A 24950-nucleotide genomic window follows, 5' to 3' on the forward strand; every position below is an offset into this window, starting at 1 on the left:
GCGCAGGAACGACACCCCCGAAACAAAAGCTCAGCCGGTGACCACGGAGGAGAATTCCGGGTTGCCGCGGATCGTATTGCTGACGGTGCAGATTTCGTCTTCGGCGAGATGGGCGATCTTCTGGCGGGTCTCGTCGTCGATATCACCCTTGATCGAGAAGGCGATGTTGAACTTCTGCACGCGTGACAGGCCTTCGGGCGCCTTCTCGCCGGTCACGTCAGCGGTGATCTCGGTGATCTTGTCGAGAATGCCGAGATTGCTGGCGGTGATGCGGGCGCTGAGCACCAGGCAGGCCGAGAGCGAGGAATAGAGAAGATCGAGCGGGTTGAAGCCCGGCTGCGAGGGGCCGGTGACGATATTGATCTCACCCTTCGTCGCCGATGTGACATGCGGGAAACCGGTGCGGCCGAGAACGGCCTTGGCGCCTGTGGGTCTGGGTCTTGCTTTGAGATCGGCCATGCCGCGACACTCCATTTGATATGAGATTGAGATAGTGAGTTTAGCAGCGGGAAGCAACGAAACGGCTTCTCTCAAATCCGGAGACGCGCGCATTTGAATGCTGTATCAGGCAGCACATGAAGAAAAAACAGATCGCGATCATCGGGGGTGGCCCGGCGGGCCTGATGGCGGCGGAAACGCTGGCCCTTTCCGGGCATGCGATCACCATCTACGATGCGATGCCGACGCTGGCGCGCAAGTTTCTGCTGGCGGGAAAATCCGGGCTCAACATCACGCATTCCGAGGACTACGAGCGGTTTGCGGAGCGCTTCGCCGGTGCGTCCGCTCGGCTTCGCCCGGCGCTCGATCAGTTGACGCCTGCCGATATTCGCGACTGGGCAGCGGGGCTCGGGACGGAAACATTCGTCGGTTCCTCCGGCCGCGTCTTCCCCACGGTGATGAAGGCATCGCCGCTGCTCCGCGCCTGGATCGCCCGGCTGGAAAGCCAAGGCGTTGCGATCGCCAAACGCCACCGGTGGACCGGCTTCGACGGCGGCGCCTATGTGTTCGAGACGCCCGATGGCCGCAAGACAATAGAGGCCGATGCCGCGCTACTGGCCCTTGGTGGCGCCAGCTGGCCAAAGCTAGGCTCCGACGCCGCCTGGGTGCCCTGGCTGCGCGACAGGGGTGTCGAGATCGCCCCCTTCCGCCCGGCCAATTGCGGCTTCGATGTCGACTGGAGCGCGATCTTCCGGGAGCGCTTCGCCGGTGCGCCACTGAAGGCAGTGACTGCGACATCCGCGGCTGGCACCCTCCCCGGCGAATTCGTGATCTCGCGTCACGGCGTCGAGGGCAGCCTCGTCTATGCGCATGCGGCAGCGCTTCGGGACGAGCTTGACGGCAAGGGAACAGCATCCCTCATCGTCGACCTGGCACCGGACGGCCGTTCGAGCGCATCGCGACCGATCTCGCCCGGCAGGACAGGAAGGTCAGTCTCTCGAACCGCCTGCGCAAAGGTGCGGGTCTCGATGCGGTCAAGGCTGCGCTGGTTCGCGAACTTGCGCCGCAGGACGCCTTGCAGGATCCGCAGCGGCTTGCCGGGCAGATCAAGGCGCTGCCCATCCCGCTGACGGCAACCCGCCCGATCGCCGAAGCCATCTCGTCGGCCGGCGGCATTTCGTTCGATGCGATCGACGACAGTTATATGCTGAAGGCCCTGCCCGGCCTGTTTGCCGCGGGCGAGATGCTGGACTGGGAAGCGCCGACCGGCGGCTACCTGCTCACCGCCTGCATGCCGACCGGAAAAGCCGCCGCTGTTGGCATGCGGGCCTGGCTTGAGAAAACCACCTAGCCGGCCTTGTGCCGTATGCCCCTGATACGGTTGACGACTTCGGCCAGGAAGACACCGAACAGCGCCCCCATGCTCTTCGTCGCCGCATCCTCGAAATGCGCGTGGCGCGTCGGGGACAGGAACTGCAGCGTCTCCAACGCAAATGCCCCGATCACCAGCAGCACGGCGCAAAGCACGACACGGCGCGGATAACCGGTTACAAAGAGAATGCCCATCACCATGAAGGCCATCGCCCTGTCGACATCGACATCGATGATGTCGTGCGGCCGGTATTCGATGGGGCAGACGGTAACGAAGATGACGGCCGCCAGCGACAGCCAGGCGGCCACTCTTACCAGAAGCATCTTGTTCATGGCCCGAAGCCTAGACCCATGGCGGGCCGGCGCAATTCAGCCAAAAGTACAAAATGGGCTAATCCGCGCGCTGTTAGGCGGTGCGATCAAACAGTCGGCGTTTGTTGATTTGATGAGAAAGAAGAGTGGTGCCCAGACGCGGATTTGAACCACGGACACGCGGATTTTCAATCCGCTGCTCTACCAACTGAGCTATCTGGGCATTCCTGCTTCGGCCTGCATTCCTTCTGAGAAGGAACCGGAGGGTTTGGTGTGCCCCGGAAGCGAGCGGGGTTATAGCATCTTGTCGGGACATGGCAAGCGTCAAATGACAGTTTTTTGCCAGTTGTCGAATTTTTACAAATTAGCGAGCAAAATGAATGGGTTCGCTCGCAAAAATCTGTGGCTATTCCTCGTCCTCGTAACCGGCCTTCTTCTCATCCTCGGCAACGGGGATGGCATAGGAGCCCGTCAGCCAGCGCGAGAGATCAACCTCGCGGCAGCGGTTCGAGCAGAACGGGTAGTGTTCGCGATGCGATGGCTTGCCGCATTCCGGGCAGGGACGCGTCTTGCGTAGCGGTTCGACCTTGGCGGTCGGCTTCTTTTCGTCTTCAGACATGAGGATGTCTCCTCCGGGCTTAGCCCTCGGGCCACCGGCTGTGCACGTCGAAGCCTTCGCCAGTCAGCAAGAGGATGGTTTCATAGAGCGGCAGGCCCACGACATTGGTGTAGGAGCCAACCATTTTCTGCACGAAGCTACCCGCCAGGCCCTGGATGCCGTAGGCACCGGCCTTGCCGCGCCATTGGCCGGAGGCGAGATAGCTTTCGATCTCGAAACCGGAGAGGCGCTTGAAGCGCACCTTGGTCTCGACGATCTTCTGACGGACCTTGCGATCCGGAGTTACAAGGCAGACACCGGTATAGACCCAGTGGCTGCGGCCGGAAAGCAGATGCAGTGAGGCAGAGGCCTCGTCCGCGAATTCGGCCTTGCCGAGGATGCGGCGGCCGACAGCCACGACCGTATCGGCCGCCAGAATGTAGCTGCCCTTCCAGGCCATGTCGCCCTTGATCGCAGCGAGAGCGGCTTCCGCCTTTTCAGTGGAAAGCCGGCGCGCCAGCGAGCGGGGATGTTCCGATTTCTTCGGCGTCTCGTCGATATCCATCGGCATCAGCCGCGACGGTTCGATCCCTGCCTGATTGAGCAGGTCGACGCGGCGCGGCGAACCGGAAGCCAGGATGAGCTTGTATGTGAGCGCCATGGAACCTCGACCGGAAAGGAAGCCTCGAGGGCTTGCGGCCCAAGCTTACTTGAAACGGTAGGTAATACGGCCCTTGGTGAGGTCGTACGGGGTCATTTCCACAAGAACCTTGTCACCAGCCAGAACGCGAATGCGGTTCTTGCGCATGCGGCCGGCGGTGTGGGCGATGATTTCGTGATCGTTCTCAAGCTTCACACGGAAGGTCGCGTTCGGCAGAAGTTCGGTCACGATACCCGGAAATTCAAGGACTTCTTCTTTAGGCATATAAGGCTTTTCTTCCTGTCGGTTGAGATGGCGGACCTGGGCCGCCTCAAAATTTGCGCGGAAACTACACAATCAAGGGTCATTTGTGAACCTAATTGATTGGGCTTTCTTCCTTTTGTTCACGCCGACTGCGCGGCGATGCCACTTCGCCTGAGTAGCCGGCTCTCGATCAGCGCCGATATGTGATCCCGCACCTCTCTATAGGCATCGAGAATCTGCTCGCGGCTGCCGGTTTCGCCGGTCGGATCCATGGTCGGCCAATACACCACCTCAACGGCGTTGGCGCGCGTCAGTTCCAGGGCGGCGTGATGGGCCTGCGGCGACAGCGTGATGATGAGATCGAAATAATCGTCTTCGAGCTCGTCCAGCGTCTTCGGCAGGTGGCGGCCAAGCGACAGACCGATCTCCTCGAGCACCGTATCGACGAAGGGATCGCGCTCGCCGGCGCGAACGCCTGCAGAGCGTATATAGGTATTCGATGACAGCACACTGCGGGCGATGGCTTCGGCCATCGGCGAGCGGATGGCGTTCATGCCGCACATGAAGAGGATCGCGCCCGGGGCCTTGCCTTCTGCGGTGAGCGGAGCGGGCTCCATCCCGGTCATCCGCGCCAGTAGAGCACGCAGACCAGCGTGAAGATGCGGCGCGCCGTGTCGAAATCGACGTCGATCTTGCCCTTCAGCCTGTCCTTCAGCGTCTGCGAGCCCTCATTATGGATGCCGCGGCGGCCCATGTCGATCGCTTCGATGCGGCTGGGAGAGGCAGAACGGATCGCCTCGTAATAGCTCTCGCAGATCATGAAGTAGTCCTTCACGATGCGGCGGAAGGGCGTCAGCGAGAGGATATGAGTCGCGACATCGCCGCCCTCCTCCGTCCTGATGACGAAGACCAGCTTGCTATCGACCAGCGAGATGTTGAGCCTGTAGGGCCCACCCGGATGACCGGCCGGCTCGAAGGTGTTTTCCTCGATCAGATCGAAGATCGCGACGGCGCGCTCGTGTTCGACATCGGGCGTCGAACGGCCGATCGTGTCGTCGAGGACGACATCAGAAAGCCGGAAGTCGCCCTTCGCCATGCCTCACCTTTCGAGATTGAGGCGGATCGCGACCGATCGCGCGTGGGCATCGAGGCCTTCGGAAACCGCAAGCGCGATCGCCGCCGGGCCGAGTTCGCGCAGCTGCTGCGGGCCGAGGCGCAGGATCGAGGTGCGCTTGACGAAATCGAGCACTCCAAGGCCGGACGAAAAGCGCGCCGACCGCGCCGTCGGCAGAACGTGGTTCGAGCCGCCGACATAGTCACCGATCACTTCAGGCGTATGCGCGCCGATAAAAATCGCGCCGGCATTGCGGATGCCATCGAGCAGCGCGTCCGGATCGGCGGCGGCAAGCTCCAGATGTTCCGGCGCGATGCGGTTTGCGAGCGGGATGGCGTCCTTCAGGTCCTTGACGAGGATGATCGCGCCGAAATCGCGCCAGCTGGCGGCGGCTGTATCGGCACGGTTCAGTGTTTTCAGCTGGCTCTCGACGGCGGCTTCGACAGCCTTGGCGAATTCCGCGTCATCGGTGGCGAGGATCGCCTGCGAGCTTGCGTCATGTTCGGCCTGGGCCAGCAGATCGGCGGCGATCCAGTCCGGATTGTTGTCCTTGTCGGCGATGACGAGCACTTCCGAGGGACCGGCGATCATGTCGATGCCGACGGTACCGAAGACATGGCGCTTGGCGGCGGCGACATAGGCATTGCCGGGGCCGGTGATCTTGGCGACCGGCGCGATCGTTTCCGTGCCATAGGCGAGCGCCGCAATCGCCTGCGCGCCGCCGACACGGTAGATTTCCGAAACGCCTGCCAGCTTGGCGGCAGCAAGAACCGCCGGGTTGACGACGCCGCCGGTTGCCGGCACGGCAATGACGATGCGATCGACACCCGCAACCTTGGCCGGAACGGCATTCATCAGCACTGAGCTCGGATAGCTCGCCGTGCCGCCGGGCACATAGAGACCGACGGCTTCGATCGCCGTCCAGCGCGAGCCGAGGCCGACACCCATCGTATCCTCGTAGATATCGTCCTTCGGCAGCTGGCGGCGGTGGTGGGATTCGATGCGGACGGCGGCGACCTTCAGCGCACCCAGCACTTCGGCCGGCACGGCTTCGACGGCCGCATCGATCTCGGCCTCGGTGACGCGCATCGGCACCTTGGCGAAATCGATGCTGTCGAATTTCTTGGAATATTCGGCAAGTGCGACGTCGCCGCGGGCGCGGACATCATCGATGATGGCGCGGACGGCGATGTTGACGTCTTCGGAGACCTCGCGCTTGGTCGTCAGGAAAGCGGCAAAACGCTGCTCGAAACCTTCGGATGCCTGATCAAGCCAGATTGCCACGCTCAATTCCCTTCCAAACCAACGCTAAACGCCAAACAGCGCAGAAAAGATCGTTACGCGCCGGGATGGCGCGGCTTGGAGGCGGTTTCCCATGCTCCACCGATATCTGCAAGCTGAACTTCGATGCATTCGACATCAAGAACGATCTCTGCAGCGCCCGACAGCGTGATTTCGATCGTGCCTTCCGGACCTTCGCCCTTCGGCTCGAAGACGACAGAGAGAAGCGACAGCACTTCGTCGCGGCGCTTGCGGTCGATGCCGGTCGAGCGGACGGCGAGAACGCGCTTGAAAACGAGGGCGGCGCGGCGGCGCTCGAAGCCCTTGCGCTTGCCATTCGCCTCTTCCCAGACGAAGCGGTTTGCCGCGAAGGCGAACTGCGCATCCTTGGGCGACCAGGCGATGTCGCCGATCTTGAAAACGGCGTCCTGCAGATGCGCGGAGACCACGGCGAGGTCTTCACTGTCGAGTGCAAGAAGCTTCAGGTCGGTCATGCAGGCTGTACCCCCGGTCGATGATGCCGCATCGCCAGTATGACGATGCGTTAGACAAGGGAAATAGGACGCCGCGCGGCAATGCGCAACTCCCAAGCGGCAATGCGGCGCGGCCGCATTGCCGGGGGATAAAAGGGCGGAAACCGCCCTTTCCCTTATTCGCTGACGCGCTCGACGATCGCGCCGCAGCGCGTGAGCTTTTCTTCGAGACGCTCGAAGCCGCGATCAAGGTGATAGACACGCGACACCATGGTCTCGCCTTCGGCCGCAAGACCGGCGATGACGAGCGACACGGAGGCGCGCAGGTCGGTTGCCATGACCGGTGCACCCTTCAGGCGCGGAACGCCTTCGATCTTTGCCGTCTGGCCGGACAGCGAGATCTTGGCGCCGAGACGGGCAAGCTCCTGCACGTGCATGAAGCGGTTTTCGAAGATGGTTTCGGTGACATGGGAGACGCCCGACGAGCGGGTCATCAGCGCCATGAACTGCGCCTGCAGGTCGGTCGGGAAGCCCGGGAAGGGATCGGTGACGACGTCGACGGGCTTGATGCCGGCGCCATTGCGCTTGATGCGCACGCCGCTATTGGTGGCCGAGACGTCGGCGCCGGCGCGGCGCAGGGTTTCGAAAGCGGTTTCGAGCAGCGCCATGTCGGTGTTTTCGAGCACGACGTCACCGCCGGTCATGGCAACGGCCATGGCATAGGTGCCGGTTTCGATACGGTCCGGCAGAACGCGGTGGCGGGCGCCGGAGAGCGACTGCACGCCTTCGATGGTGATGGTGGATGTGCCGGCACCGGTGATCTTGGCGCCCATGGCGATCAGGCAGTTGGCGAGATCGACGACTTCCGGCTCGCGGGCGGCATTGCCGATCACCGTCGTGCCGCGGGCAAGCGTTGCCGCCATCATCATGACGTGGGTGGCGCCGACGGAAACCTTCGGGAAGGTGTACTTCGCGCCGATGAGACCGCCCTTGGGGGCCGTGGCATTGATATAGCCGCTGTCGATCTCGAGATTGGCGCCGAGCGCCGTCAGGCCTTCGAGGAAGAGATCGACCGGGCGCGTGCCGATGGCGCAACCGCCCGGCAGCGAGACGCGGCACTGTCCCTCGCGCGCCAAAAGCGGACCGATGACCCAGAAGGATGCGCGCATCTTCGAGACCAGCTCATAGGGGGCGGTCGTATCGACGATGGTGCGGCAGGTGAAATGGATCGTGCGCGAATAGGCATCGTCCTGGCGCTCGCGGCGGCCGTTGACGGCAACGTCGACGCCATGATTGCCGAGAATACGCATGAGCAACTCGACATCGGCCAGATGCGGCACGTTTTCCAGCGTCAGCGTGTCGCTGGTCAGCAACGATGCGATCATCAGCGGCAGTGCGGCATTTTTGGCGCCGGAAATCGGGATGATGCCATTCAGCTCATTCCCGCCGACAATTCTGATACGATCCATGGGGGCTTACGGGCTGCGCCCGCCTTTCCTGAAAGTTCTGCCTTTAAAAGGGATGGGGGTCTTTAGACGAATTCCCGCGACGCTTCAATTCGCCGCGGAGCCAACATTACGATTCGTCCATTTTTGCGGCAGGCAGGCCGATCGTCTGATCTGCCTCGCCGGAACGGCGCGCCCGGGTCTGCTGTTTGCGCCGGGAAAGATTTTCCCGAAGTTTTTCTGCAGCCCGCTCACGCCGGAGCCGGGCCTGCTCTTCGATCGCCGCCTTGCGGCCGTTTACAGGCTTTTTGCTATTGTCTTCCATGTGTTCTGCTTACCGGATTCCCGCCCTTGTCAAAAGAGCTTCGTCGTTAATCCACGCGAAGTTGGAAATTGCGGCTTGCGCTTGTCAAGAACCTGTGGCAATAGGCGCCCCGTCCACGCAACACAGCCCAACGGCTCGAAGCGTTCCTGGTCCTGCTGCCGTAGCTCAGTGGTAGAGCACACCCTTGGTAAGGGTGAGGTCGGTGGTTCAATCCCACTCGGCAGCACCAGTTTTCTTTGGAAAAAATAATTCAGAAATTCGCATGAGTTCGCGTCGGACGGTCCTCGCTGCGCCGAAAATACTTTGGCGTCCAGCAGCTACTCTTCGAGCTCGATTACCAACCCGGACGTTAGGTGAACTGGTGCCTTAAGCACATTAATCCGGTCTTCGCCGACCAGTTCATAACGCACGGCTAACGTACACCTGTCCCAAGCACTGCTATTCATGACATCAGCGGCGCTAGCCCGCTGGATTTTAATGCGCATGGTAACAGGCCGATGCTCGCGATCGACCCATCCTTCAAGAATTAGAGGAACATGAAATCCCAAATCTAAAGCGCGGTTTTTTTGAGTATTGTCAGAAGTCCCATACCAAAGTGCCTCAATCGGCTTGTCATCTTCGGCCCAAATGCCCCGTATGAGCATTCCGCGCCTATTCCAGTTCGTGATACGGATTAAGACTGCTTGCTCTGATTCCGTATGCTGAACGGCATCAAAAGTCGGAGGTGCGTCGCCAAGCTGAAACGCTGTTTGTTCCCGCTGGAGTCTCACTTGATTGTAAAGTGGGATCAAAGTGAAAAGCGCCACGAACGCGGCGACCCACCCGCTTAGCGCAGAAACCCACTCCCTAAAGCAGTTGCTATCTTCCTGTGAGCAAAAGATCGACCTCGCGGGCGGAAAGCAGGAGATCGTCCAAATTAATACGGCGATCATGACTACGCCTGCGATGGGAGCAGACCATCTATCCAAGAACTTAGACAAACCTCTAGCCTCAACTTTTTCGAGCATATTCGGATTCAATAGCTGCAGAATTTCCAAAGTAAACCACACTTGCATTCTATCGGGCGGCAAGAGTTGATTTGCGGCAGTGAGCCCATTGCCCCGCCAAAATAACCCGCTAAAATACCCTCATGCAGCGCCCTTCCGGGAGGAACGCGAGGGGCTGACTGCGCGTTTTGGCGTACACACTGGAGGAATACGCCTATGGCAACTGAAAGATGGGATAGTCCGGTCAAGGTGGGTTTCGAAGATACCGATGCCCGTACCGTGAACGGTCCGTTCGATGCATTGAAGTGCCTTGCCGACCTGTGGCCCGCAGCGCGCGGCCTCCGTTACCTCAAGGCCCGCAGCACCTGCCGCGCCGCTCTCGATGGCCGCAAGACCGCCGAGGAAGCGCGGATGGAGTTCGTGGCAGCTGCGGAAGAGGCGAAGCTCAAGCTTCACTAAACGTCTCGCCGGGCGAGCCGGGCTTGCCCGCAATCGGGCATGGCTCACTCGCCGGGAACGGTGGCAACGTCATGCGGACTGATATCGCTGAATGCGGTTTTGCCGGCGCCGTACCGGAACGGGATGGCCGTTAATTTTCGCTTAACCGTGGGGGAATCTGGCGCGGGATAGCCCAAGTATTGCCGTTGCGCCCTCGCGTTGTGCATCAATAGAACATCTGCAGCCATCATGATGATGGTCAGAGGCTCGTCACCCTCTGCACTATGCAGACGAGCCTCGAACAACCGATATTCTGGCAATACTTCAAGAATTTCATGCCTTAACAGGCGGCGTCGCTCTGGCTGTCCATTTCCAGATAGCCGACACCGATGATCGTTCCGTCGGGAGCGCGGATGAAGGACGGCACGTAGTGGGATTCGGGCTGCGGGCAGGCGACGGTACCGCTATATTCGTTCAGCGCCATCTGGTCCTGTGGCAGGGCCGAGTAATAATCGACATCGGTTTCGAGAGCGGCGGATGCGGGAATGGCGAAAGCAGCACTTGCAATAAAAAGGGCTGGAACCCCCAGACGGATGCAGGTCCTCATGACTATCTCCAGCGTTGAAATCCGCCCAATCAACCCGTGAAGGGCAGCTTTGGTTCCCCGCTTTTCTTCGCACGTTTTCGTGCGCATTTGCCGGAACTTTTCGGGCAGCGGCGCTGTTCAATAAGGTTGAGAACAGCATGGCCGGACGAAGTAGAATTAATCATGAAAACACTGATGCTGATCATCATCGCGCTCATGGTCGCTTCCATTTTGAGTATCCTCGTCATCAAGCCCTTCGAACAGGGCGGCAGCCAGGACGACACGCCGCAAAAGACCATCCAGCAGCCGGAGCCTAAGTAGCGCCCCGCTCTTGCCCCCGCAAATTTCAGCGCGCTCTACTTGGCGAAGCGGATTTTTGGCGCCATATCAATGATGGGTCGAAATGGGGGCAGCTTTCATGTTCAAGGTCATCGTTCCGGTTTTCACCGCCGCCGCCATGCTGGTGGCCTGCAGCGCTGCCGATAGCGCCGGGCCGACGCCGATCCCGGGAAGCCTCACCTATGGCGGGCCGGCGCGCTCGAAGCTGACGAAGTCGCCGCCCGGCAGCTATGTCTACAACAGCTTCTACAATTCGAGCGGCCAGAAGGTGCAGGAGACCTATATCCTGCAACCGGACCGGACGCTGAAGCTGACGCGCCAGGAAGTGGTTTCAGACTTCGTTTACTGACCGCGCTTGACAGGAATCACTATCAAGAACATTCAAGGAACGTCTCATAGTCCGTGACGCCAAGCGCGCGGGCGCCAACCGGACGGCTGGATGTATCTCGAAAAGCTCAACCCGCAACAGCGCATGGCCGTGGAACACGGAACCCTTACCGAGGGCAGCCATGTCGCAGGCCCGCTGCTCGTCATTGCGGGCGCCGGTTCCGGCAAGACCAATACGCTGGCCCATCGCGTCGCGCATCTGATCGTCAAGGGCGCCGATCCGCGCCGCATCCTGCTGATGACCTTTTCGCGCCGGGCTGCCTCCGAGATGGCGCGGCGCGTCGAGCGCATCTGCGCCGAAGTGCTCGGCGCCAATTCCGGCATCATGGCGGATGCGCTTGCCTGGAGCGGCACCTTCCACGGCATCGGCGCGCGGTTGCTGCGCGATTATGCCGAGCAGATCGGTGTCGATCCGGCCTTCACGATCCACGACCGGGAAGACAGCGCCGACCTGATGAATATCGTGCGCCACGATCTCGGCTTCTCGAAGACCGAGAACCGCTTTCCGACCAAGGGCACATGCCTGGCGATCTATTCGCGGGTCGTCAATTCCGAAGGCGAGCTGCCGCTCGTCTTGCGCGATGCGTTTCCGTGGTGTGCGACCTGGGAGAACCAGCTGCGCGAGCTCTTCGGCGCCTATGTCGAAGCCAAGCAGGCGCAGAACGTTCTCGATTACGACGACCTGCTGCTCTACTGGGCGCAGATGGTGGCCGAGCCGATGATTGCCGAGGATATCGGCAGCCGCTTCGACCATGTGCTCGTCGACGAATATCAGGATACCAACCGGCTGCAGTCCTCGATCCTGCTGGCGCTGAAGCCGGATGGGCAGGGGCTGACCGTCGTCGGCGACGATGCGCAGTCGATCTATTCCTTCCGCGCCGCGACGGTGCGCAACATTCTCGACTTTCCGGCCTCGTTCACGCCAGCCGCCAATATCGTCACGCTCGACCGCAATTACCGCTCGACGCAGCCGATCCTCGCCGCCGCCAATGCGGTCATCGATCTCGCCTCGGAACGCTTCACCAAGAACCTCTGGACAGAACGGCAGTCTGCCGAGCGGCCGCGCCTCGTCACCGTGCGCGACGAGGCGGATCAGGCGCGCTTCGTTGCCGACAAGGTGCTGGAGAACCGTGAGGAAGGCGTGAAGCTGAAGGGCCAGGCGGTGCTGTTTCGCGCCTCGCATCACAGCGGCGCGCTGGAGGTGGAGCTCACACGGCGCAACATTCCCTTCGTCAAATTCGGCGGGCTGAAGTTTCTGGACAGCGCGCATGTGAAGGACATGCTGGCCGCACTGCGCTTTGCGCTCAATCCGCGCGATCGCGTCGCCGGCTTCCGGCTGATGCAGATCCTGCCCGGTGTCGGGCCCTCGACGGCGCAGAAGACGCTGGATCATATGGCGGCCGATCCGAGCCCGATTCAAGCGCTTGCCGAACTGGCCGCACCGCCGCGTTCCGGCGATGACTGGACGGCCTTCGTGTCCGTGATGCAGGAGCTGAAGACCGGCAAGGCCGGTTGGCCGGCCGAGATCGGGCTCGTGCGGGAATGGTACCAGCCGCATCTGGAACGGCTGCATGAAGACGCCTCGACGCGCCAGGCCGACCTGCTGCAGCTCGAGCAGATCGCCGCGGGCTATCCTTCCCGCGAACGCTTCCTGACGGAGCTGACGCTCGATCCGCCGGATGCGACAAGCGATCAGGCCGGCGTGCCGCTGCTCGACGAGGATTACCTGATCCTCTCCACCATCCATTCGGCCAAGGGGCAGGAATGGACCAAGGTCTTCATGCTGAACGTCGTGGACGGCTGCATTCCCTCCGACCTCGCTGTCGGCACCAGCGCCGAGATCGAGGAGGAGCGGCGGCTCCTCTATGTCGCGATGACGCGGGCGAAGGACAATCTCGATCTCGTCGTGCCGCAGCGCTTCTTCACCCATGGGCAGAATGCGCAGGGCGACCGTCACGTCTATGCCGCCCGCACCCGCTTCATCCCGGCAACGCTCCTGCAGTTCTTCGAAGTCTGCGGCTGGCAACAGGCCAAGGCCGAGACGGCGGCCAGCCAGCACGCGCGTCAGGTGCGGATCGATGTGGGCGCGCGCATGCGCGGCATGTGGCGCTAGGACCGCCTAAAGCGACAGAGGTTTGACGCTGCCGAAAAACGGTTCGATCGCCTCCGGGCTGACGGCGGCAAGCTCTGCCGGTTTCCATTTCGGATTGCGGTCCTTGTCGATGACGGCGGCACGCACGCCTTCGTAGAAATCCGGTGTCTTCAAGATCTGCATGCAGGCTGCGAGCTCGCGGTTCAGGCATTCGGCGAGATCGGCGCTTGCCCTGCCCTGGCGCAACAGCCGGAGCGTCACCTTGAGGCTGGTCGGCGAGCGCTTGAGGATGGTGGCGCGGGTCTCGGCGGCAAACTCGCCCTCCTCTGCCTCAAGGGCTGCGATAATCTGCTCGACGCTGTCGAAGCGGAAGGCGCGGTCGATCACCTCGCGGTTATGCTGCAGGTGGCCGGCATGCGGGTGGATGGCGATATGTTTCAGCAGCGCATCGACCGCGGTCGAAGACGATCCGAGCGGCATGCGGGCCAGTGCATCGATCATCTCTGGCAAGCGGCCGGAGGCGATCTTGACGTCGGCGAGACCGGCATAGAGCGCGTCGGTGGCGTTCATTTCAAGACCTGTGAGGCCAGCCCATGTGCCGGTTTCGCCCGGCATGCGCGGCAGCAGCCAGGTGGCGCCGACATCCGGGAAATAGCCGATGCCGGTTTCCGGCATGGCAAGCCGGGTGCGCTCGGTCACGACCCGGTGGCGGCCATGCGCCGAGAGGCCGACGCCGCCGCCCATGGTGATGCCATCCATGACCGCGACATAGGGTTTCGGGAAGTGGGCGATGCGATGATTGAGCGCAAATTCCTCACGCCAGAAGGCTTCAGCATCCTCGGATCCGGAAAGACCGCTCTGATGCAGCGCGCGGATATCGCCGCCGGCGCAGAAGCCGCGCTCGCCCTCGCCTGTCACGACCACGGTTGCGACGTCAGAGTCATCCTCGAATTCGTCAAATGCAGCATCCAGCATGCGCACCATCGGCAGCGTCAAGCTGTTCAGGGCCTTGGGGCGATTGAGGCGGACAATGCCGGCGCTGCCGCGCTTTTCGATGAAGACTTCCCGGTCGCTGTTCTTGTGCATGGTGTGCCGCGCCTCCTTGATCAGCTAATCAATAGACAGGCAGGGCACTTCGTTCCAGTGGGGATCAATACGGAAGCAGCGCGTGGAGCGGTTCGTGAGCCATCGTCATGGCGTCGCGCTGGAGCGCATAGTCGATCGCGGCGTTGAGTTTCAGCGGCCTGGAGAAGTGGTAACCCTGGGCCAGCCGGACGCCCATGGCGCGCAGGCCGTCGGCGATTTCCTCGCTCTCGACGCCTTCGGCGACCGAGGCGATGCCGAGGTTCTGGCAGAGATTGGCGACCGAGCGGGTGATGTTCATCGAGCGGACATCGCGATCGAAATTCATCACGAAGGTCTTGTCGATCTTCAGCTTGTCGAAGGCCAGGCGGTGGATATGGCTGAGGCTCGAGAAGCCGGTGCCGAAATCATCGAGCGCGATCGAAATGCCGGCGGCGCGCAGCAGGCCGATTACCTGGTCGGCGGTATCGAAGTCGGAAAGCAGCGCCGTCTCGGTGATTTCGAACTCGATGCGTTTCGGATCGACGCCGGAGCGGTGGATCATCGCGAGCAGGTTCATCGAGGTCTCGTGGTCGCAGATGTCGCGGGCCGAGAGATTGAACGACAGGCAGAGATGATCGGGGATCTGCTTCAGCGCATCAAGCGCCTGGCCGAACAGCACGCGGGTCATCCGGCCGATGACGGCGGTGCGCTCGGCGGCGGGAATGAAGGCATCCGGGCTGATGCGGCCGAAGCGGGCGCTATCCCAGCGCGCCAGCGCCTCGTAGCCGACAACACGGCCGCTCTTCAGCTCGATGATCGGCTGGTATTCCAACGACAGTTCGCTGGAGAAATCGTTGGCCTGCAGCTCCAGCTCGATCTGATAGCGCTGGTTGAGGATCTTCTCGTGCTCCGAAGAGAAAAACTCGACGCCGCCGCGGCGCTTGCTCTTGACCTGATAGAGGGCAAAGTCGGCCTTCTCATAGAGGTCTTCGGCGGTGGAATCACGATCCTCGGGATAGACGATGCCGCAGGAGGCCGAGACCCGGACCGAGCCATCGGGGATTTCGAAGGCTTCGTGCACGGAGGCACAGAGGGCGTGGCCGAGATCGGCGACATCCTTGCGGCTGATGCCCTGCGGGAAGATCAGGCCGAATTCGTCGCCGCCGAGACGCGAGACAACAGCTTCGCTGCCGGCAAGTGCGGCAAAGCGGCGGGCGGTTTCCTTCAGCACGAGATCGCCTGCCGAATGGCCGAAGACGTCGTTGACCGGCTTGAAGCCGTCGAGATCGATGATGCCGATGACGGGCGGCTCGTTGGGATTCTGCTGCAGCAGGCGCTCCAGCGACAGGAAGAAGCTGCGACGGTTGGCAAGGCCGGTCAGCTGGTCCTGTAGCGCGTTGCGGCTGTTGACAAGATTGAGCTCCTCGGCTTCGGCCTGCTTCTTTTCCAGCTCCTCGGTCATCTGCACGAGACCGGCGAAGTTCTGGAAGTAGCTGTTGATCACCCTGAGGAACGGCAGGATCAGGAAGAGGCCGCTAACGGCAGTGGCGATGAAAACCGGATTGCCCGAGGACAGGAAGGTCAGCGCCATCGCGGTGAAGGTGATGACGGTGGTGATTGCAGCCGCGATCGGCAGATGCATGAGACAGAAGATGCAGGAAATGCCGGTCACGACGAGGAAATAGGCGATCTGGCCCTGCTGGAAGGCATTGCCATAGCTATAAAGCGCCACCGCCCAGAAGCCGAAGGCAACCGTCAGGATGCAGGAGCCAACGATCGTGAAGCGCATGAGCTTGTAGGCGCGCTCGGGGGTGACGTTTTCCTTGCCGTTGATTTCCCACCAACAGAGACGGAAGAGGCAGACGACGCTGAGGCCGGTCGGAATATAGAGCGCCAGCCAGAGCGGCGCGGTCTTGATATGGGTGATCGCGACGGAGAGCGCGTTGATGATCAGCAGGACATAGAGAATCGGGATCTGTGTCGACAGAGCCTGAAACTGTGCCATCAAGAACTTCGGGTTGTCTTTTTGCAGCCGTAGCGAAGCGATGAAGCTTTTCATTGTCCCTTTTCCCTTGGCCACAGAACAGCCAGAGAAAGCTTGATTTTTTCTTAGTTTCGCTGTTTTCGCACGGCTATCCCGCCGCGGATGGTAAATGCCGTGTTAGCGCGATCAGAACGACGCGGCAGCCAGTTCGCGGTAGATGCCCTGCAGATCGCCGACGCGGCGCTGCATCAGCTCCAGTTCCCAGTCGAGCGCGCTGCGCACGATGGTTTCGAGCGCATCATGCTGCGGGACCCAACCGAGCACGCGGCGCGCCAAGGTTGCGTCGGCGACGACACTCGCGGAATCGCCGGGGCGGCGTGGTGCCATGTGGATCTTGAAGGAGTGGCCATGAACACGGGTCACCATGTTCAGGACGTCGAGGACCGAATAGCCGAAACCATAGCCGCAATTGGCGACCAGAGAGCCTTTGCCCTGGCGCAGGTGCTGCAGCGCCTTCAGGTGCGCATCGGCGAGATCGGTAACGTGGATATAGTCGCGCACGCCGGTGCCGTCATGGGTCGGGTAATCGACGCCGTAGACGCTGACGCCGTCGCGCTTGCCGAGAGCGGCTTCGCAGGCGACCTTGATCAGATGCGTGGCGCCATTGGTGGACTGGCCGGCGCGGCCCTGCGGGTCGGCTCCGGCTACGTTGAAATAGCGCAGTGCCACATAGTTGAAGTCATAGGCTGCAGCGGCATCGCGCAGCATGAACTCGGTCATCAGCTTCGACTGGCCGTAGGGATTTTCAGGATTGAGGGTCGCGGTTTCCTTGACCGGATCCGACGTCTTCTGCGGACCATAGACGGCCGCGGTCGATGAGAAGACGAAATGGCGCACACCGGCTTCGATAGAGGCGCTGAGCAGCGCGCGAGTCTTGCCGGAATTGTTGTCGTAATAGGAAAGCGGGTCGGCGACCGATACCGGCACGACGGCCGAACCGGCGAAATGGATGATCGCCTCGATATCGTTTTCGATGAAGATGGTCCGCAGGATTTCGGGGTCGGCGACATCGCCGAGATAGAAGCGGGCCGCCGGCGCCACCGCCCAGCGGAAGCCCGTCGACAGGCGGTCGAGAACGACGACGTCCTCACCTGCCTCCAGTAGTGTCCAGACCATATGGCTGCCGATATAGCCAGCGCCGCCCGTCACCAAGATTGCCATGTCCCGCATTCCCTGTTTTGTCGCACAGGGGCATCAGACGGATTTTCCCTTTCGGATTTTCTTATCAAAGGCCCGTTTTGGACCGTTCCGGCGGGTAAGTTTGCGGGTGTGGTTAGAGGCCGATTTCGGCTTTCGCTACAATTTTATCGAACCGGCCGAATCCGGGGCAGATGCCCGGCTGAAGGAGCCGGGCACGCGGTATTCAGCGGCTCATGATGTAGTCGCAAAGACGCTCGGCGGCGATGCGCACCTGAGCCGGATCGCGCAGGAAGCAGGCGCGCAGGAAGAGCCCGCCGCCAGCGCCGAAGGCCGCACCGGGCGCCAGGCCGACGCCGGTCTTGTCGACGATATCGAGCGCCGCCTTGCGGCTGTCGGTGACGCCGTCGATCTTCAGGAACGCATAGAGCGCGCCATCCGGCTTCAGGGTCTCTACACGATTGGTGGCAATCAGGGCGTCGCAGAGGATATCGCGGGCTTCGGTGGCCTTGCGGACGTTGGCGGCGACGAAATCGTCACCGTGGTTGAGCGCCGCGACGGCGCCCTTCTGCAGGAACTGCGCGACACCCGAGGTCGAATACTGGATCAGGTTTTCGAGCACCTGGCCGGTTTCCGGCGGGCCGACGATCCAGCCGACGCGCCAGCCGGTCATCGACCAGTTCTTCGAGAAGGAATTGACGAAGAAGATCTTGTCGCCGGGCTCCATGACATCGAAGAACGACGGCGCGCGGCCGCCGGCATAGAAGTAGCGGGCGTAGATCTCATCGGCCATGATCCAGAGGCCGTGCTTGCGGGCGATCTCAAGGATCTGTTTCAGATCCTGCTTCGTCGCTGTCCAGCCCGTCGGGTTCGACGGCGTGTTGACGAAGAGGCCTTTGGTCTTCGGGGTGATGGCCGCTTCGATGCGGTCGAGATCGACAGCCCATGTGCCGCCTTCGAACTGCAGCTCGACACCGACAGAGCGGGCGCCGGCGATTTCTAGAGCTGCCGCGATATTCGGCCAGGCGGGCGTCAGGTAGACGATTTCGTCGCCGGGCGAGGTCATCGCCTGCACGGCGATCTGGATCGCCTGCATGCCCGAGCCGGTGACATAGAAATGTTCAGGAGACAGCGTCACGCCGAAGTGGCGGGCATAGTAATCCGAGAGCGCCTGGCGAAGCTCCGGGATGCCGCGCTGCCAGGTATAGAAGGTCTCGCCCGCCGCCAGCGCATCCATCGCCGCCTTGCTGATGAAATCGGGCGTCGGCAGATCGCCTTCGCCGACCCAAAGCGGCAGAAGGCCTTCGCGGCCGCGTGCATAATTGACGACTTCGACGATCCCGCTTTCGGGTGCCGTGATGGCGCGCGGGCTGAGGCTATTGACGATCGACATGAAGGACTCCGGTTTTGGCCTTCATAGAACAAAACCCGGCGCAAATCCCAATGAGAATGCGTGATGTTACATCGATTTTCGTGATGGATGGAGCCCTGCCCGAAAGCAGGGCTCAAATGCCCGCGGATCAGGCCGGGCGCTTGGCCAGGAGATCGCGGATTTCGGTGAGAAGCGCGACGTCGGCCGGCGGCGGCGCAGCTTCCGCAGCCTTCTCCTCGTTGCGCTCGACCTGCTTGCGCAGCGTGTTTACGCCCTTGACCATCAGGAAGATGATCCAGGCGAGGATCATGAAGTTGATGACCACCGTGATGAAGTTACCGTAGGCGAAGACGGCGCCCTGGGCACGGGCAGCAGCCAGCGTCGGTGCATTGACCGCCGACGACAGGCCGATGAAGTAGTTGGAGAAGTCGAAGCCACCGAAGATGGCGCCAACGATAGGCATGATGATATCGTCGACAAGCGACTTGACGATACCGCCGAAAGCGCCACCGATAATGACACCGACCGCCAGGTCCATGACGTTACCGCGGGCAATAAACGCTTTGAATTCGTTGAGCATCCGATCTGTCTCCCTCTGAAGTGCTCTCACTGACAGTCCGTGCGTTAATTAGCTACATCTCCGCCACAATTATTCAATTGTTAATTTTGAATAATCACCGCTTCCTACGTCTTGGACTTAATGCCTAGATCACCCCAATTTCCAAAGTGGGGGATTTCACCTAATCTCGCTTGCATCAGGGAGAACCGGCGCATGACACGCCGGTGGAGGATCGATGCTTCCGGGTTGGGTGATCATTGCTTCTGCCTTCGGCTACATGCTTCTGCTGTTTGCCGTCGCAAGCTATGGCGACCGCAAGAGCCGCCGGCTCGGCACTCTTGAGGGCGGCTGGCCTGTTGTCTATGCGCTGAGCCTGGCGATCTACTGCACCTCCTGGACCTATTTCGGCGGCGTCGGCCTCGCCTCCCAGCACGGGCTCGAGTTCGCGGGGATTTATATCGGCCCGATCCTCGTCTTCACGCTCGGCATGCCGGTATTGAGGCGGATCATCGAACTCGCCAAGGCCGAGAAGCTCACTTCCGTCGCCGACTTCATCGCGGCGCGCTATGGGAAAAATTCAACTGTCGCGACGATCGTGGCGTTGATATCGCTGGTCGGCGTCATCCCCTATATCGCGCTGCAGCTGAAGGCGATTTCGAGCACGGTATCGGTCGTCGTCAACCCGCAGGATTACGGCATCGGCAGCGGCAACCTCTATTTCCTCGACCTGCCGCTGATCGTGACTCTGGTGCTTGCCTGCTTCGCCGTGATGTTCGGCACCCGCCACACGGATGCGACCGAACATCAGGACGGGCTGATTCTTGCGGTTTCCATGGAATCCGTCGTCAAGCTGATCGCCTTTCTGACGGCCGGGGTCTGTGTCATCTGGTTCCTGTTCGACGGGCCGATGGATCTCTGGGAGAAAAGTGCGGCGAACCCGCTGGTGACGGCGGCGCTGGAGTACCAGACGCCGATCAGCCGCTGGATCGTGCTGACGCTGCTCTCGGCCTTCGCGATCATCATGCTGCCGCGGCAATTCCATGTGACGGTCGTCGAAAACCGGACGGCGAAGCAGCTGAAGCTCGCGGGCTACCTGTTCCCGCTCTATCTCATCGCTATCAATCTCTTCGTGCTGCCTGTGGCAATCGGCGGGCTGCTGACCTTTGGCGGCGCCGGCAATGCCGACCTCTATGTGCTGTCGCTACCTCTCGCAGGCCAGATGCCGGTCGTCTCGCTGATCACCTTCATCGGCGGCTTCTCGGCGGCAACGGCGATGGTGATCGTCGATTCCGTGGCGCTGTCGATCATGGTGTCGAACGACATCATCATGCCGATCTTCCTGCGGCGGAAGCTTGCCGGGCGCGCCAGCCAGCGTGACGATTTCGCCAAGACGCTCCTCAATATCCGCCGCAGCGCGATCTTCGCCGTGCTGCTGCTTGGCTATGCCTATTACCGCTCGACCGACAGCACGGCAGGGCTCGCCTCGATCGGCCTGCTCTCCTTTGCGGCGATCGGGCAGATCGCGCCGGCACTGTTCGGCGGTCTCATCTGGCGGCGGGCGAATGCACGAGGCGCGATCCTCGGCCTGACTTCCGGCTTCGTCATCTGGTTCTATCTGCTGTTCCTGCCCTCGCTCGGCGGGCCTGACTATTCCTATATCGCCAGCGGCTTCCTGGGCTTCCTGTTTCCCGGCACGACGGTTTTCACCGCTCCGGATGCCGATCCTCTCGTCAATGCCACGGCGATGAGCCTGCTCGTCAACACCGCCTTCTTCATCGTCGGGTCGATGACGCGCAATGCGCGGCCGCTGGAGCGCATCCAGGCGGGCATCTTCGTCAAGCGCCAGTCGCGCTCGCAGTTTGCGACGCGCGGCTGGAAGACGCGGATCAGCGTCGGCGACCTGAAGGCGGCGATTGCCCGCTATCTCGGCGAGGAGCGGATGCAGCGTTCGCTCGCGACCTATGAGCAGAGCTCCGGCCGCAAGCTCGAAGACGACCAGCCGGCCGACATGGCGCTGATCCACTTCACCGAACAGCTGCTCGGCAGCGCCATCGGCTCGTCCTCGGCACGGTTGGTGCTCTCGCTGATCCTGCAGAAGATTGAGGATGCCTCTTCTGACACCGCCTGGCTGCTCGACCAGGCGAGCGAGGCGCTGCAATATAACCAGGACATGCTGCAGACGGCGCTCTCGCAGATGGACCAGGGCATCGCCGTTTTCGACAGCTCCAACCAGCTGACGATCTGGAACCGGCGCTTCCGCCAGCTGCTGGACCTGCCCGAAGATGCCGGACGTGTCGGCTTTCCGCTGTCGGAGATCGTCGCCATTCTCGGCCAGCGCGGCGATATCGCGCCCGCCGATCTCGTGCAGACCGTTCGCCACTTCCAGACGCTCGACAAGCCCTTCTCGCTGGTGCTTGGCGGCGGCGAGCGGATCATCGAAGTGCGTTCCAATGCCATGCCCGACAAGGGCATCGTTGCGACCTTCACCGACATCACCCAGCGCGTTGCCGCAGACCAGGCCCTGAAGCAGGCGAACGAGACGCTGGAGCAGCGTGTTGCCGAGCGCACCGTAGAACTGACGCGAGTGAACCACGAGCTTGGCGAAGCGCGGGCCGCCGCCGACGAGGCCAACATCGGCAAGACGCGCTTTTTCGCCGCCGCCGGCCACGACATTCTGCAGCCGTTGAATGCGGCGCGGCTCTATTCCTCGGCGCTGGTGGAGCGGATGGCGCAGTCGGACAACGGGCCGATCGTGCGCAACATCGATTCGGCGCTGGAATCGGTCGAGACTATTCTCGGCGCCGTACTGGATATCTCCCGGCTCGATACCGGCGCCATGCGGCCGCGGCTGACGACGGTGCCGCTCTCCGACCTGCTTCAACGCATCGAGACCGACTTTGCGCCGATTGCGCGTGAGAAGAAGCTCAAGCTTACGGTCATGCCGACGACGCTGCGGGTGCGCTCCGACCCCAATCTTCTGCGCCGTCTCGTGCAGAACCTCGTCTCGAACGCGATCAAATACACCCTGACGGGCAAGGTGCTGGTCGGGGTCAGGCGGCGTGGCGACAAGGTGGTGATCCAGGTGATGGATTCCGGCATCGGCATTCCGCCCTCAAAATTCCGCACCGTCTTCAAGGAATTCGCGCGTCTCGACGAAGGTGCCAAGACGGCGACCGGGCTTGGGCTTGGCCTGTCGATCGTCGATCGCATCGCCCGTGTTCTGAACCATCCGGTCGAGCTGCATTCGACGCATGGCAAGGGCACGGATTTCCGCATCGTCATGCCGCTCGACGTGACGAAGGCAGGGAGCGCGCCTGTCGCCGCCGTTACGGCTGAACGTCAGACGCAGACGCTGCGCGGTCTCAACATCCTCTGCATCGACAACGAGCCGAAGATCCTCGAGGGGATGCGGCTCCTGATATCCGGATGGGGTTGCGAGGTGCAATCGCTGGCCTCGCTTGCGGAGGTCGCCGATTTCCGCTCGGCGGCGCCCGATCTGGTTATCGCCGATTACCATCTCGACGATGGAACCGGCATTGCCGCCATTCTCGATCTCCGGCAGCGTTTCGGAGCCGAGCTCCCGGCCCTGCTGCTGACTGCCGACCGGACGCTCGAAATCCGCGCCGAGGCGGAGCGCTACGGCATTGCCGTGCAGCACAAGCCGGTGCGCCCGGCAGCGCTGCGCGCCTTCATCACGCAGATTTCAGGGCAGAAGCGGGCTGCAGCGGAATAGATTTCATCATGTCTTCCACCAGTGCCGAGACGCGCTCCGGCCCAAGGCCGTGTCGAAGAGGATGCGGTAGATGATCGGCGCGACGACCCGATCCAGCACATGCTCGATATCCGGGAAGGCCTCGCCGCGGCGGGCGGCGCGGGCGGCGATCACGCCGATCTGCTGGCGGGTGAAATCGCAGCATTGCTGCGCGCCTGCGGCCTCGATTGAAGCGAGCGTATCGCGGATCACCTGCCGTCCGGGGCCGGAGGCCATTTCCTCGGCATATTGCTCCGCCCATTGCTGCAGGTCGCGCTGGGCATTGCCGGTATCTACCGGCTGCATGTCCGGCCGCAGGCGCTCGACGGCGACGTCTGCCAACAACTCGCGCAGATCGCCCCAGCGGCGATAGATCGTCGAGGGCGTGACGCCGGCTTCGGTGGCAATCAGCGGCACGGTGATCTCGGCGCGATCCATCTTTGCCAGGAGATCCTGCACGGCCTTGTGCACCGATGCCTGAACCCTTGCGCTTCTGCCGCCCGGACGCGGGCCTTCCCTGCCTGCCATCTCTCTTACCCTGCCTTTCCTGCCCCGGCGCCGATGGTTCAACGATTCTCATAGAACCATAAACGCAAATTATTTGCTTTTAGAATCGCGCCGCCGTACATGAGGCAAACGCAACGATTTAGCTTTAAGAGGTATATAGATGGTCTCGGATCGCAAATCCAGTGAAGCGGACGCCGCAGCCCGCAATCCGATCGCCTTTCATGCCGTGACGCTCGCCACCTTCTTCGGCGCGTCAGCGGCGCCGACACCGCTCTATCGCATCTATCAGGAGAGCTTCTCCGTCTCGCCTGTGATGATCACCGTCGTCTTCGCCGTCTATGCCTTCGCGCTGCTGACGGCACTGTTGATCGCCGGCTCGATTTCCGATCATCTCGGCCGCAAGCCGGTGATCTTTACGGCGCTGATGCTGGAGATCGCGGCCATGGCGTTGTTCACCGTCGCCAGCGGCCCCGGCTGGCTGATCGCCGCCCGCATCGTCCAGGGCCTTGCCACAGGCATTGCCGGCGCCTCGATCGGCGCGGCGCTCGTCGATGTCGATCGCGCCCGCGGGCAGCTCGTCAATTCGCTGGCGCCGCTTTCGGGCATGGCGGTCGGCGCGATCGGCACCAGCGCGCTGATCCAATACGGCCCCTTCCCGCTGCACCTCGTCTACGCGCTGCTGCTGATCGGCTTCGCGATCCAGGCTGTCGCGATCTGGCTGACGCCGGAGACCGGCGGCAAGCGGCCGGGCATGCTCGCCTCGCTGAAACCGCGGATCGCAGTGCCGCCGCAGGTGAAGCGGACGCTGGCGCTGGTGACGCCGATCAACATCGCCAACTGGACGCTCGGCGGCTTCTATCTGTCGCTCGTACCCTCGCTCGTCGTCTCCACCACGGGCAGCCATGCGCCGCTGACGGGTGGCGCTGTCGTCACCGCGCTGATGATCTCCGGCGCAATCGCCGTCTATCTGCGCCGTGCGCAGGCGCCGAGGACCAATCTTCGCTTCGGTGTTTCGGCAACGACTGCGGGTATTCTGACCGTCGTCGCGGGTGTGCATCTCGCCAATGTTCCGGTGCTGCTCGCCGGCACGCTGCTGACCGGCATCGGCTTCGGCGTCAATTTCATGGGTTCGGTCGGCTCTATCATGCCGCTTGCCAAGGCTGACGAGCGGGCGGGCCTGCTGTCTGCCTTCTACATCCAGAGCTATCTCGCCTTCAGCCTGCCCGCCATTCTGGCCGGTTTCCTGGCGAAATCGATCGGCTATGCGCTGACGACGGATATCTATGGCACGGCGATTGTACTCGTCAGCCTTGCCGGGCTGCTGGCGGTGATAAGGGCGGGAAAGCCAAGCGCGGCGGTTGCATAAAACGCAGCCGCCTATGCGCGCATTGGTAGGCTAATGCAAAAGGCTGAATTGCAATAGCGT

Annotated in this window: 25 protein-coding genes, 2 tRNA genes and 1 pseudogene; 8 read left to right on the forward strand and 20 right to left on the reverse strand. The window is 62.0% G+C overall.

All coding sequences use genetic code 11. From position 1 onward, the window contains the following. Nucleotides 1-30 precede the first annotated feature (30 nt). The gene (locus F2982_RS06515; protein WP_203429595.1) at nucleotides 31-459 is read right to left on the reverse strand and encodes an OsmC family protein; all 429 of its coding nucleotides are present in this window, start codon (nucleotides 457-459) and stop codon (nucleotides 31-33) included. A 116-nt stretch (nucleotides 460-575) separates the two neighbouring features. Between F2982_RS06515 and F2982_RS06520 the strand changes: the two are divergent. After that, nucleotides 576-1789, forward strand: a pseudogene (locus F2982_RS06520) (TIGR03862 family flavoprotein). On the opposite strand, the gene F2982_RS06525 reads toward F2982_RS06520, so the two are convergent. The 11 genes from F2982_RS06525 to F2982_RS06575 all read right to left on the reverse strand — a co-directional run bounded on the left by F2982_RS06525 (nucleotide 1786) and on the right by F2982_RS06575 (nucleotide 8261). Further along, nucleotides 1786-2142, reverse strand: coding sequence for a VanZ family protein (locus F2982_RS06525; protein WP_310293019.1), 357 nt, complete (start codon nucleotides 2140-2142; stop codon nucleotides 1786-1788). The pseudogene F2982_RS06520 and the gene F2982_RS06525 sit on opposite strands and share 4 nt — an antisense overlap. A gap of 126 nt (nucleotides 2143-2268) precedes the next feature. Further along, nucleotides 2269-2344: transfer RNA gene (locus tag F2982_RS06530), tRNA-Phe, on the reverse strand. A 183-nt stretch (nucleotides 2345-2527) separates the two neighbouring features. After that, nucleotides 2528-2740: a DNA gyrase inhibitor YacG gene (gene yacG / locus F2982_RS06535; protein WP_112713388.1), complete on the reverse strand. Its 213-nt coding sequence runs from the start codon at nucleotides 2738-2740 to the stop codon at nucleotides 2528-2530. Nucleotides 2741-2759: 19 nt separating this feature from the next. Then, nucleotides 2760-3380: a Maf-like protein gene (locus tag F2982_RS06540; protein ID WP_112713390.1), complete on the reverse strand. Its 621-nt coding sequence runs from the start codon at nucleotides 3378-3380 to the stop codon at nucleotides 2760-2762. A 45-nt stretch (nucleotides 3381-3425) separates the two neighbouring features. Beyond that, nucleotides 3426-3644, reverse strand: coding sequence for a translation initiation factor IF-1 (infA, locus tag F2982_RS06545; protein ID WP_112713392.1), 219 nt, complete (start codon nucleotides 3642-3644; stop codon nucleotides 3426-3428). A 119-nt stretch (nucleotides 3645-3763) separates the two neighbouring features. Then, a complete protein-coding gene (locus tag F2982_RS06550; protein ID WP_203429596.1) occupies nucleotides 3764-4240 on the reverse strand; it encodes a low molecular weight phosphatase family protein in 477 nt (158 codons plus the stop codon). 5 nt (nucleotides 4241-4245) lie between these two features. Next, nucleotides 4246-4719: a UPF0262 family protein gene (locus tag F2982_RS06555; RefSeq protein ID WP_203429597.1), complete on the reverse strand. Its 474-nt coding sequence runs from the start codon at nucleotides 4717-4719 to the stop codon at nucleotides 4246-4248. Between the two features lie 3 nt (nucleotides 4720-4722). Then, nucleotides 4723-6021, reverse strand: coding sequence for a histidinol dehydrogenase (hisD, locus tag F2982_RS06560; RefSeq protein WP_203429598.1), 1299 nt, complete (start codon nucleotides 6019-6021; stop codon nucleotides 4723-4725). Nucleotides 6022-6074: 53 nt separating this feature from the next. Next, the gene (locus F2982_RS06565) at nucleotides 6075-6512 is read right to left on the reverse strand and encodes a DUF2948 family protein (RefSeq protein WP_203429599.1); all 438 of its coding nucleotides are present in this window, start codon (nucleotides 6510-6512) and stop codon (nucleotides 6075-6077) included. 155 nt (nucleotides 6513-6667) lie between these two features. Further along, nucleotides 6668-7960: a UDP-N-acetylglucosamine 1-carboxyvinyltransferase gene (murA, locus tag F2982_RS06570; RefSeq protein WP_130279079.1), complete on the reverse strand. Its 1293-nt coding sequence runs from the start codon at nucleotides 7958-7960 to the stop codon at nucleotides 6668-6670. A gap of 106 nt (nucleotides 7961-8066) precedes the next feature. Beyond that, a complete protein-coding gene (locus F2982_RS06575) occupies nucleotides 8067-8261 on the reverse strand; it encodes a hypothetical protein (protein WP_203429600.1) in 195 nt (64 codons plus the stop codon). Nucleotides 8262-8415: 154 nt separating this feature from the next. On the opposite strand from F2982_RS06575, the gene F2982_RS06580 reads away from it, so the two are divergent. Continuing rightward, nucleotides 8416-8490, forward strand: a tRNA-Thr gene (locus F2982_RS06580). Nucleotides 8491-8578: 88 nt separating this feature from the next. Here the strand turns inward: F2982_RS06580 and F2982_RS06585 are convergent. Continuing rightward, nucleotides 8579-9193: a hypothetical protein gene (locus F2982_RS06585; RefSeq protein WP_203429601.1), complete on the reverse strand. Its 615-nt coding sequence runs from the start codon at nucleotides 9191-9193 to the stop codon at nucleotides 8579-8581. A gap of 270 nt (nucleotides 9194-9463) precedes the next feature. Between F2982_RS06585 and F2982_RS06590 the strand changes: the two genes are divergently transcribed. Beyond that, on the forward strand, nucleotides 9464-9706 hold the full coding sequence (locus F2982_RS06590; RefSeq protein ID WP_199626167.1) for a DUF982 domain-containing protein: 243 nt from the start codon (nucleotides 9464-9466) through the stop codon (nucleotides 9704-9706). Nucleotides 9707-10025: 319 nt separating this feature from the next. Here F2982_RS06590 and F2982_RS06595 read toward each other — a convergent pair whose 3' ends face one another. Further along, nucleotides 10026-10292 (reverse strand): hypothetical protein, encoded by a 267-nt coding sequence (locus F2982_RS06595; protein WP_203429602.1) that lies wholly within the window; start codon nucleotides 10290-10292, stop codon nucleotides 10026-10028. Nucleotides 10293-10454: 162 nt separating this feature from the next. Here F2982_RS06595 and F2982_RS06600 point away from each other — a divergent pair, with 162 nt between their 5' ends. The 3 genes from F2982_RS06600 (at nucleotide 10455) to F2982_RS06610 (ending at nucleotide 13110) form a co-directional block, all read left to right on the forward strand. After that, on the forward strand, nucleotides 10455-10592 hold the full coding sequence (locus F2982_RS06600) for a hypothetical protein (RefSeq protein WP_162708636.1): 138 nt from the start codon (nucleotides 10455-10457) through the stop codon (nucleotides 10590-10592). Nucleotides 10593-10728: 136 nt separating this feature from the next. Then, nucleotides 10729-10959, forward strand: a complete 231-nt coding sequence (locus tag F2982_RS06605; protein WP_246777543.1) for a hypothetical protein — start codon at nucleotides 10729-10731, stop codon at nucleotides 10957-10959. A gap of 90 nt (nucleotides 10960-11049) precedes the next feature. Beyond that, complete coding sequence (locus F2982_RS06610; protein ID WP_203429603.1) at nucleotides 11050-13110, forward strand: ATP-dependent helicase; 2061 nt, start codon at nucleotides 11050-11052, stop codon at nucleotides 13108-13110. Between the two features lie 6 nt (nucleotides 13111-13116). Here F2982_RS06610 and F2982_RS06615 read toward each other — a convergent pair whose 3' ends face one another. From F2982_RS06615 to mscL, 5 genes are all read right to left on the reverse strand, one after another. After that, the gene (locus F2982_RS06615) at nucleotides 13117-14175 is read right to left on the reverse strand and encodes an enoyl-CoA hydratase/isomerase family protein (RefSeq protein ID WP_203429604.1); all 1059 of its coding nucleotides are present in this window, start codon (nucleotides 14173-14175) and stop codon (nucleotides 13117-13119) included. Between the two features lie 64 nt (nucleotides 14176-14239). After that, the gene (locus tag F2982_RS06620) at nucleotides 14240-16213 is read right to left on the reverse strand and encodes an EAL domain-containing protein (protein ID WP_203429605.1); all 1974 of its coding nucleotides are present in this window, start codon (nucleotides 16211-16213) and stop codon (nucleotides 14240-14242) included. Nucleotides 16214-16324: 111 nt separating this feature from the next. Continuing rightward, nucleotides 16325-17359, reverse strand: coding sequence for a UDP-glucose 4-epimerase GalE (gene galE, locus F2982_RS06625; RefSeq protein WP_203429606.1), 1035 nt, complete (start codon nucleotides 17357-17359; stop codon nucleotides 16325-16327). A 202-nt stretch (nucleotides 17360-17561) separates the two neighbouring features. Beyond that, a complete protein-coding gene (locus F2982_RS06630) occupies nucleotides 17562-18728 on the reverse strand; it encodes a pyridoxal phosphate-dependent aminotransferase (RefSeq protein ID WP_203429607.1) in 1167 nt (388 codons plus the stop codon). Between the two features lie 127 nt (nucleotides 18729-18855). Next, the gene (gene mscL, locus F2982_RS06635; RefSeq protein WP_112713422.1) at nucleotides 18856-19287 is read right to left on the reverse strand and encodes a large conductance mechanosensitive channel protein MscL; all 432 of its coding nucleotides are present in this window, start codon (nucleotides 19285-19287) and stop codon (nucleotides 18856-18858) included. Nucleotides 19288-19501: 214 nt separating this feature from the next. Between mscL and F2982_RS06640 the strand changes: the two genes are divergently transcribed. Next, on the forward strand, nucleotides 19502-22999 hold the full coding sequence (locus F2982_RS06640) for a PAS domain-containing hybrid sensor histidine kinase/response regulator (RefSeq protein WP_203429608.1): 3498 nt from the start codon (nucleotides 19502-19504) through the stop codon (nucleotides 22997-22999). A 6-nt stretch (nucleotides 23000-23005) separates the two neighbouring features. On the opposite strand, the gene F2982_RS06645 is transcribed toward F2982_RS06640, so the two are convergent. Next, entirely contained in the window at nucleotides 23006-23545 is a 540-nt protein-coding gene (locus F2982_RS06645) for a TetR/AcrR family transcriptional regulator (RefSeq protein ID WP_203429609.1), read from the reverse strand. Between the two features lie 139 nt (nucleotides 23546-23684). Between F2982_RS06645 and F2982_RS06650 the strand changes: the two genes are divergently transcribed. Then, the gene (locus F2982_RS06650; RefSeq protein ID WP_203429610.1) at nucleotides 23685-24890 is read left to right on the forward strand and encodes an MFS transporter; all 1206 of its coding nucleotides are present in this window, start codon (nucleotides 23685-23687) and stop codon (nucleotides 24888-24890) included. Nucleotides 24891-24950 lie beyond the last annotated feature (60 nt).

The organism is Rhizobium sp. BG4, assembly GCF_016864575.1.
In the GTDB taxonomy this organism is placed as follows: Bacteria; Pseudomonadota; Alphaproteobacteria; order Rhizobiales; family Rhizobiaceae; genus Rhizobium.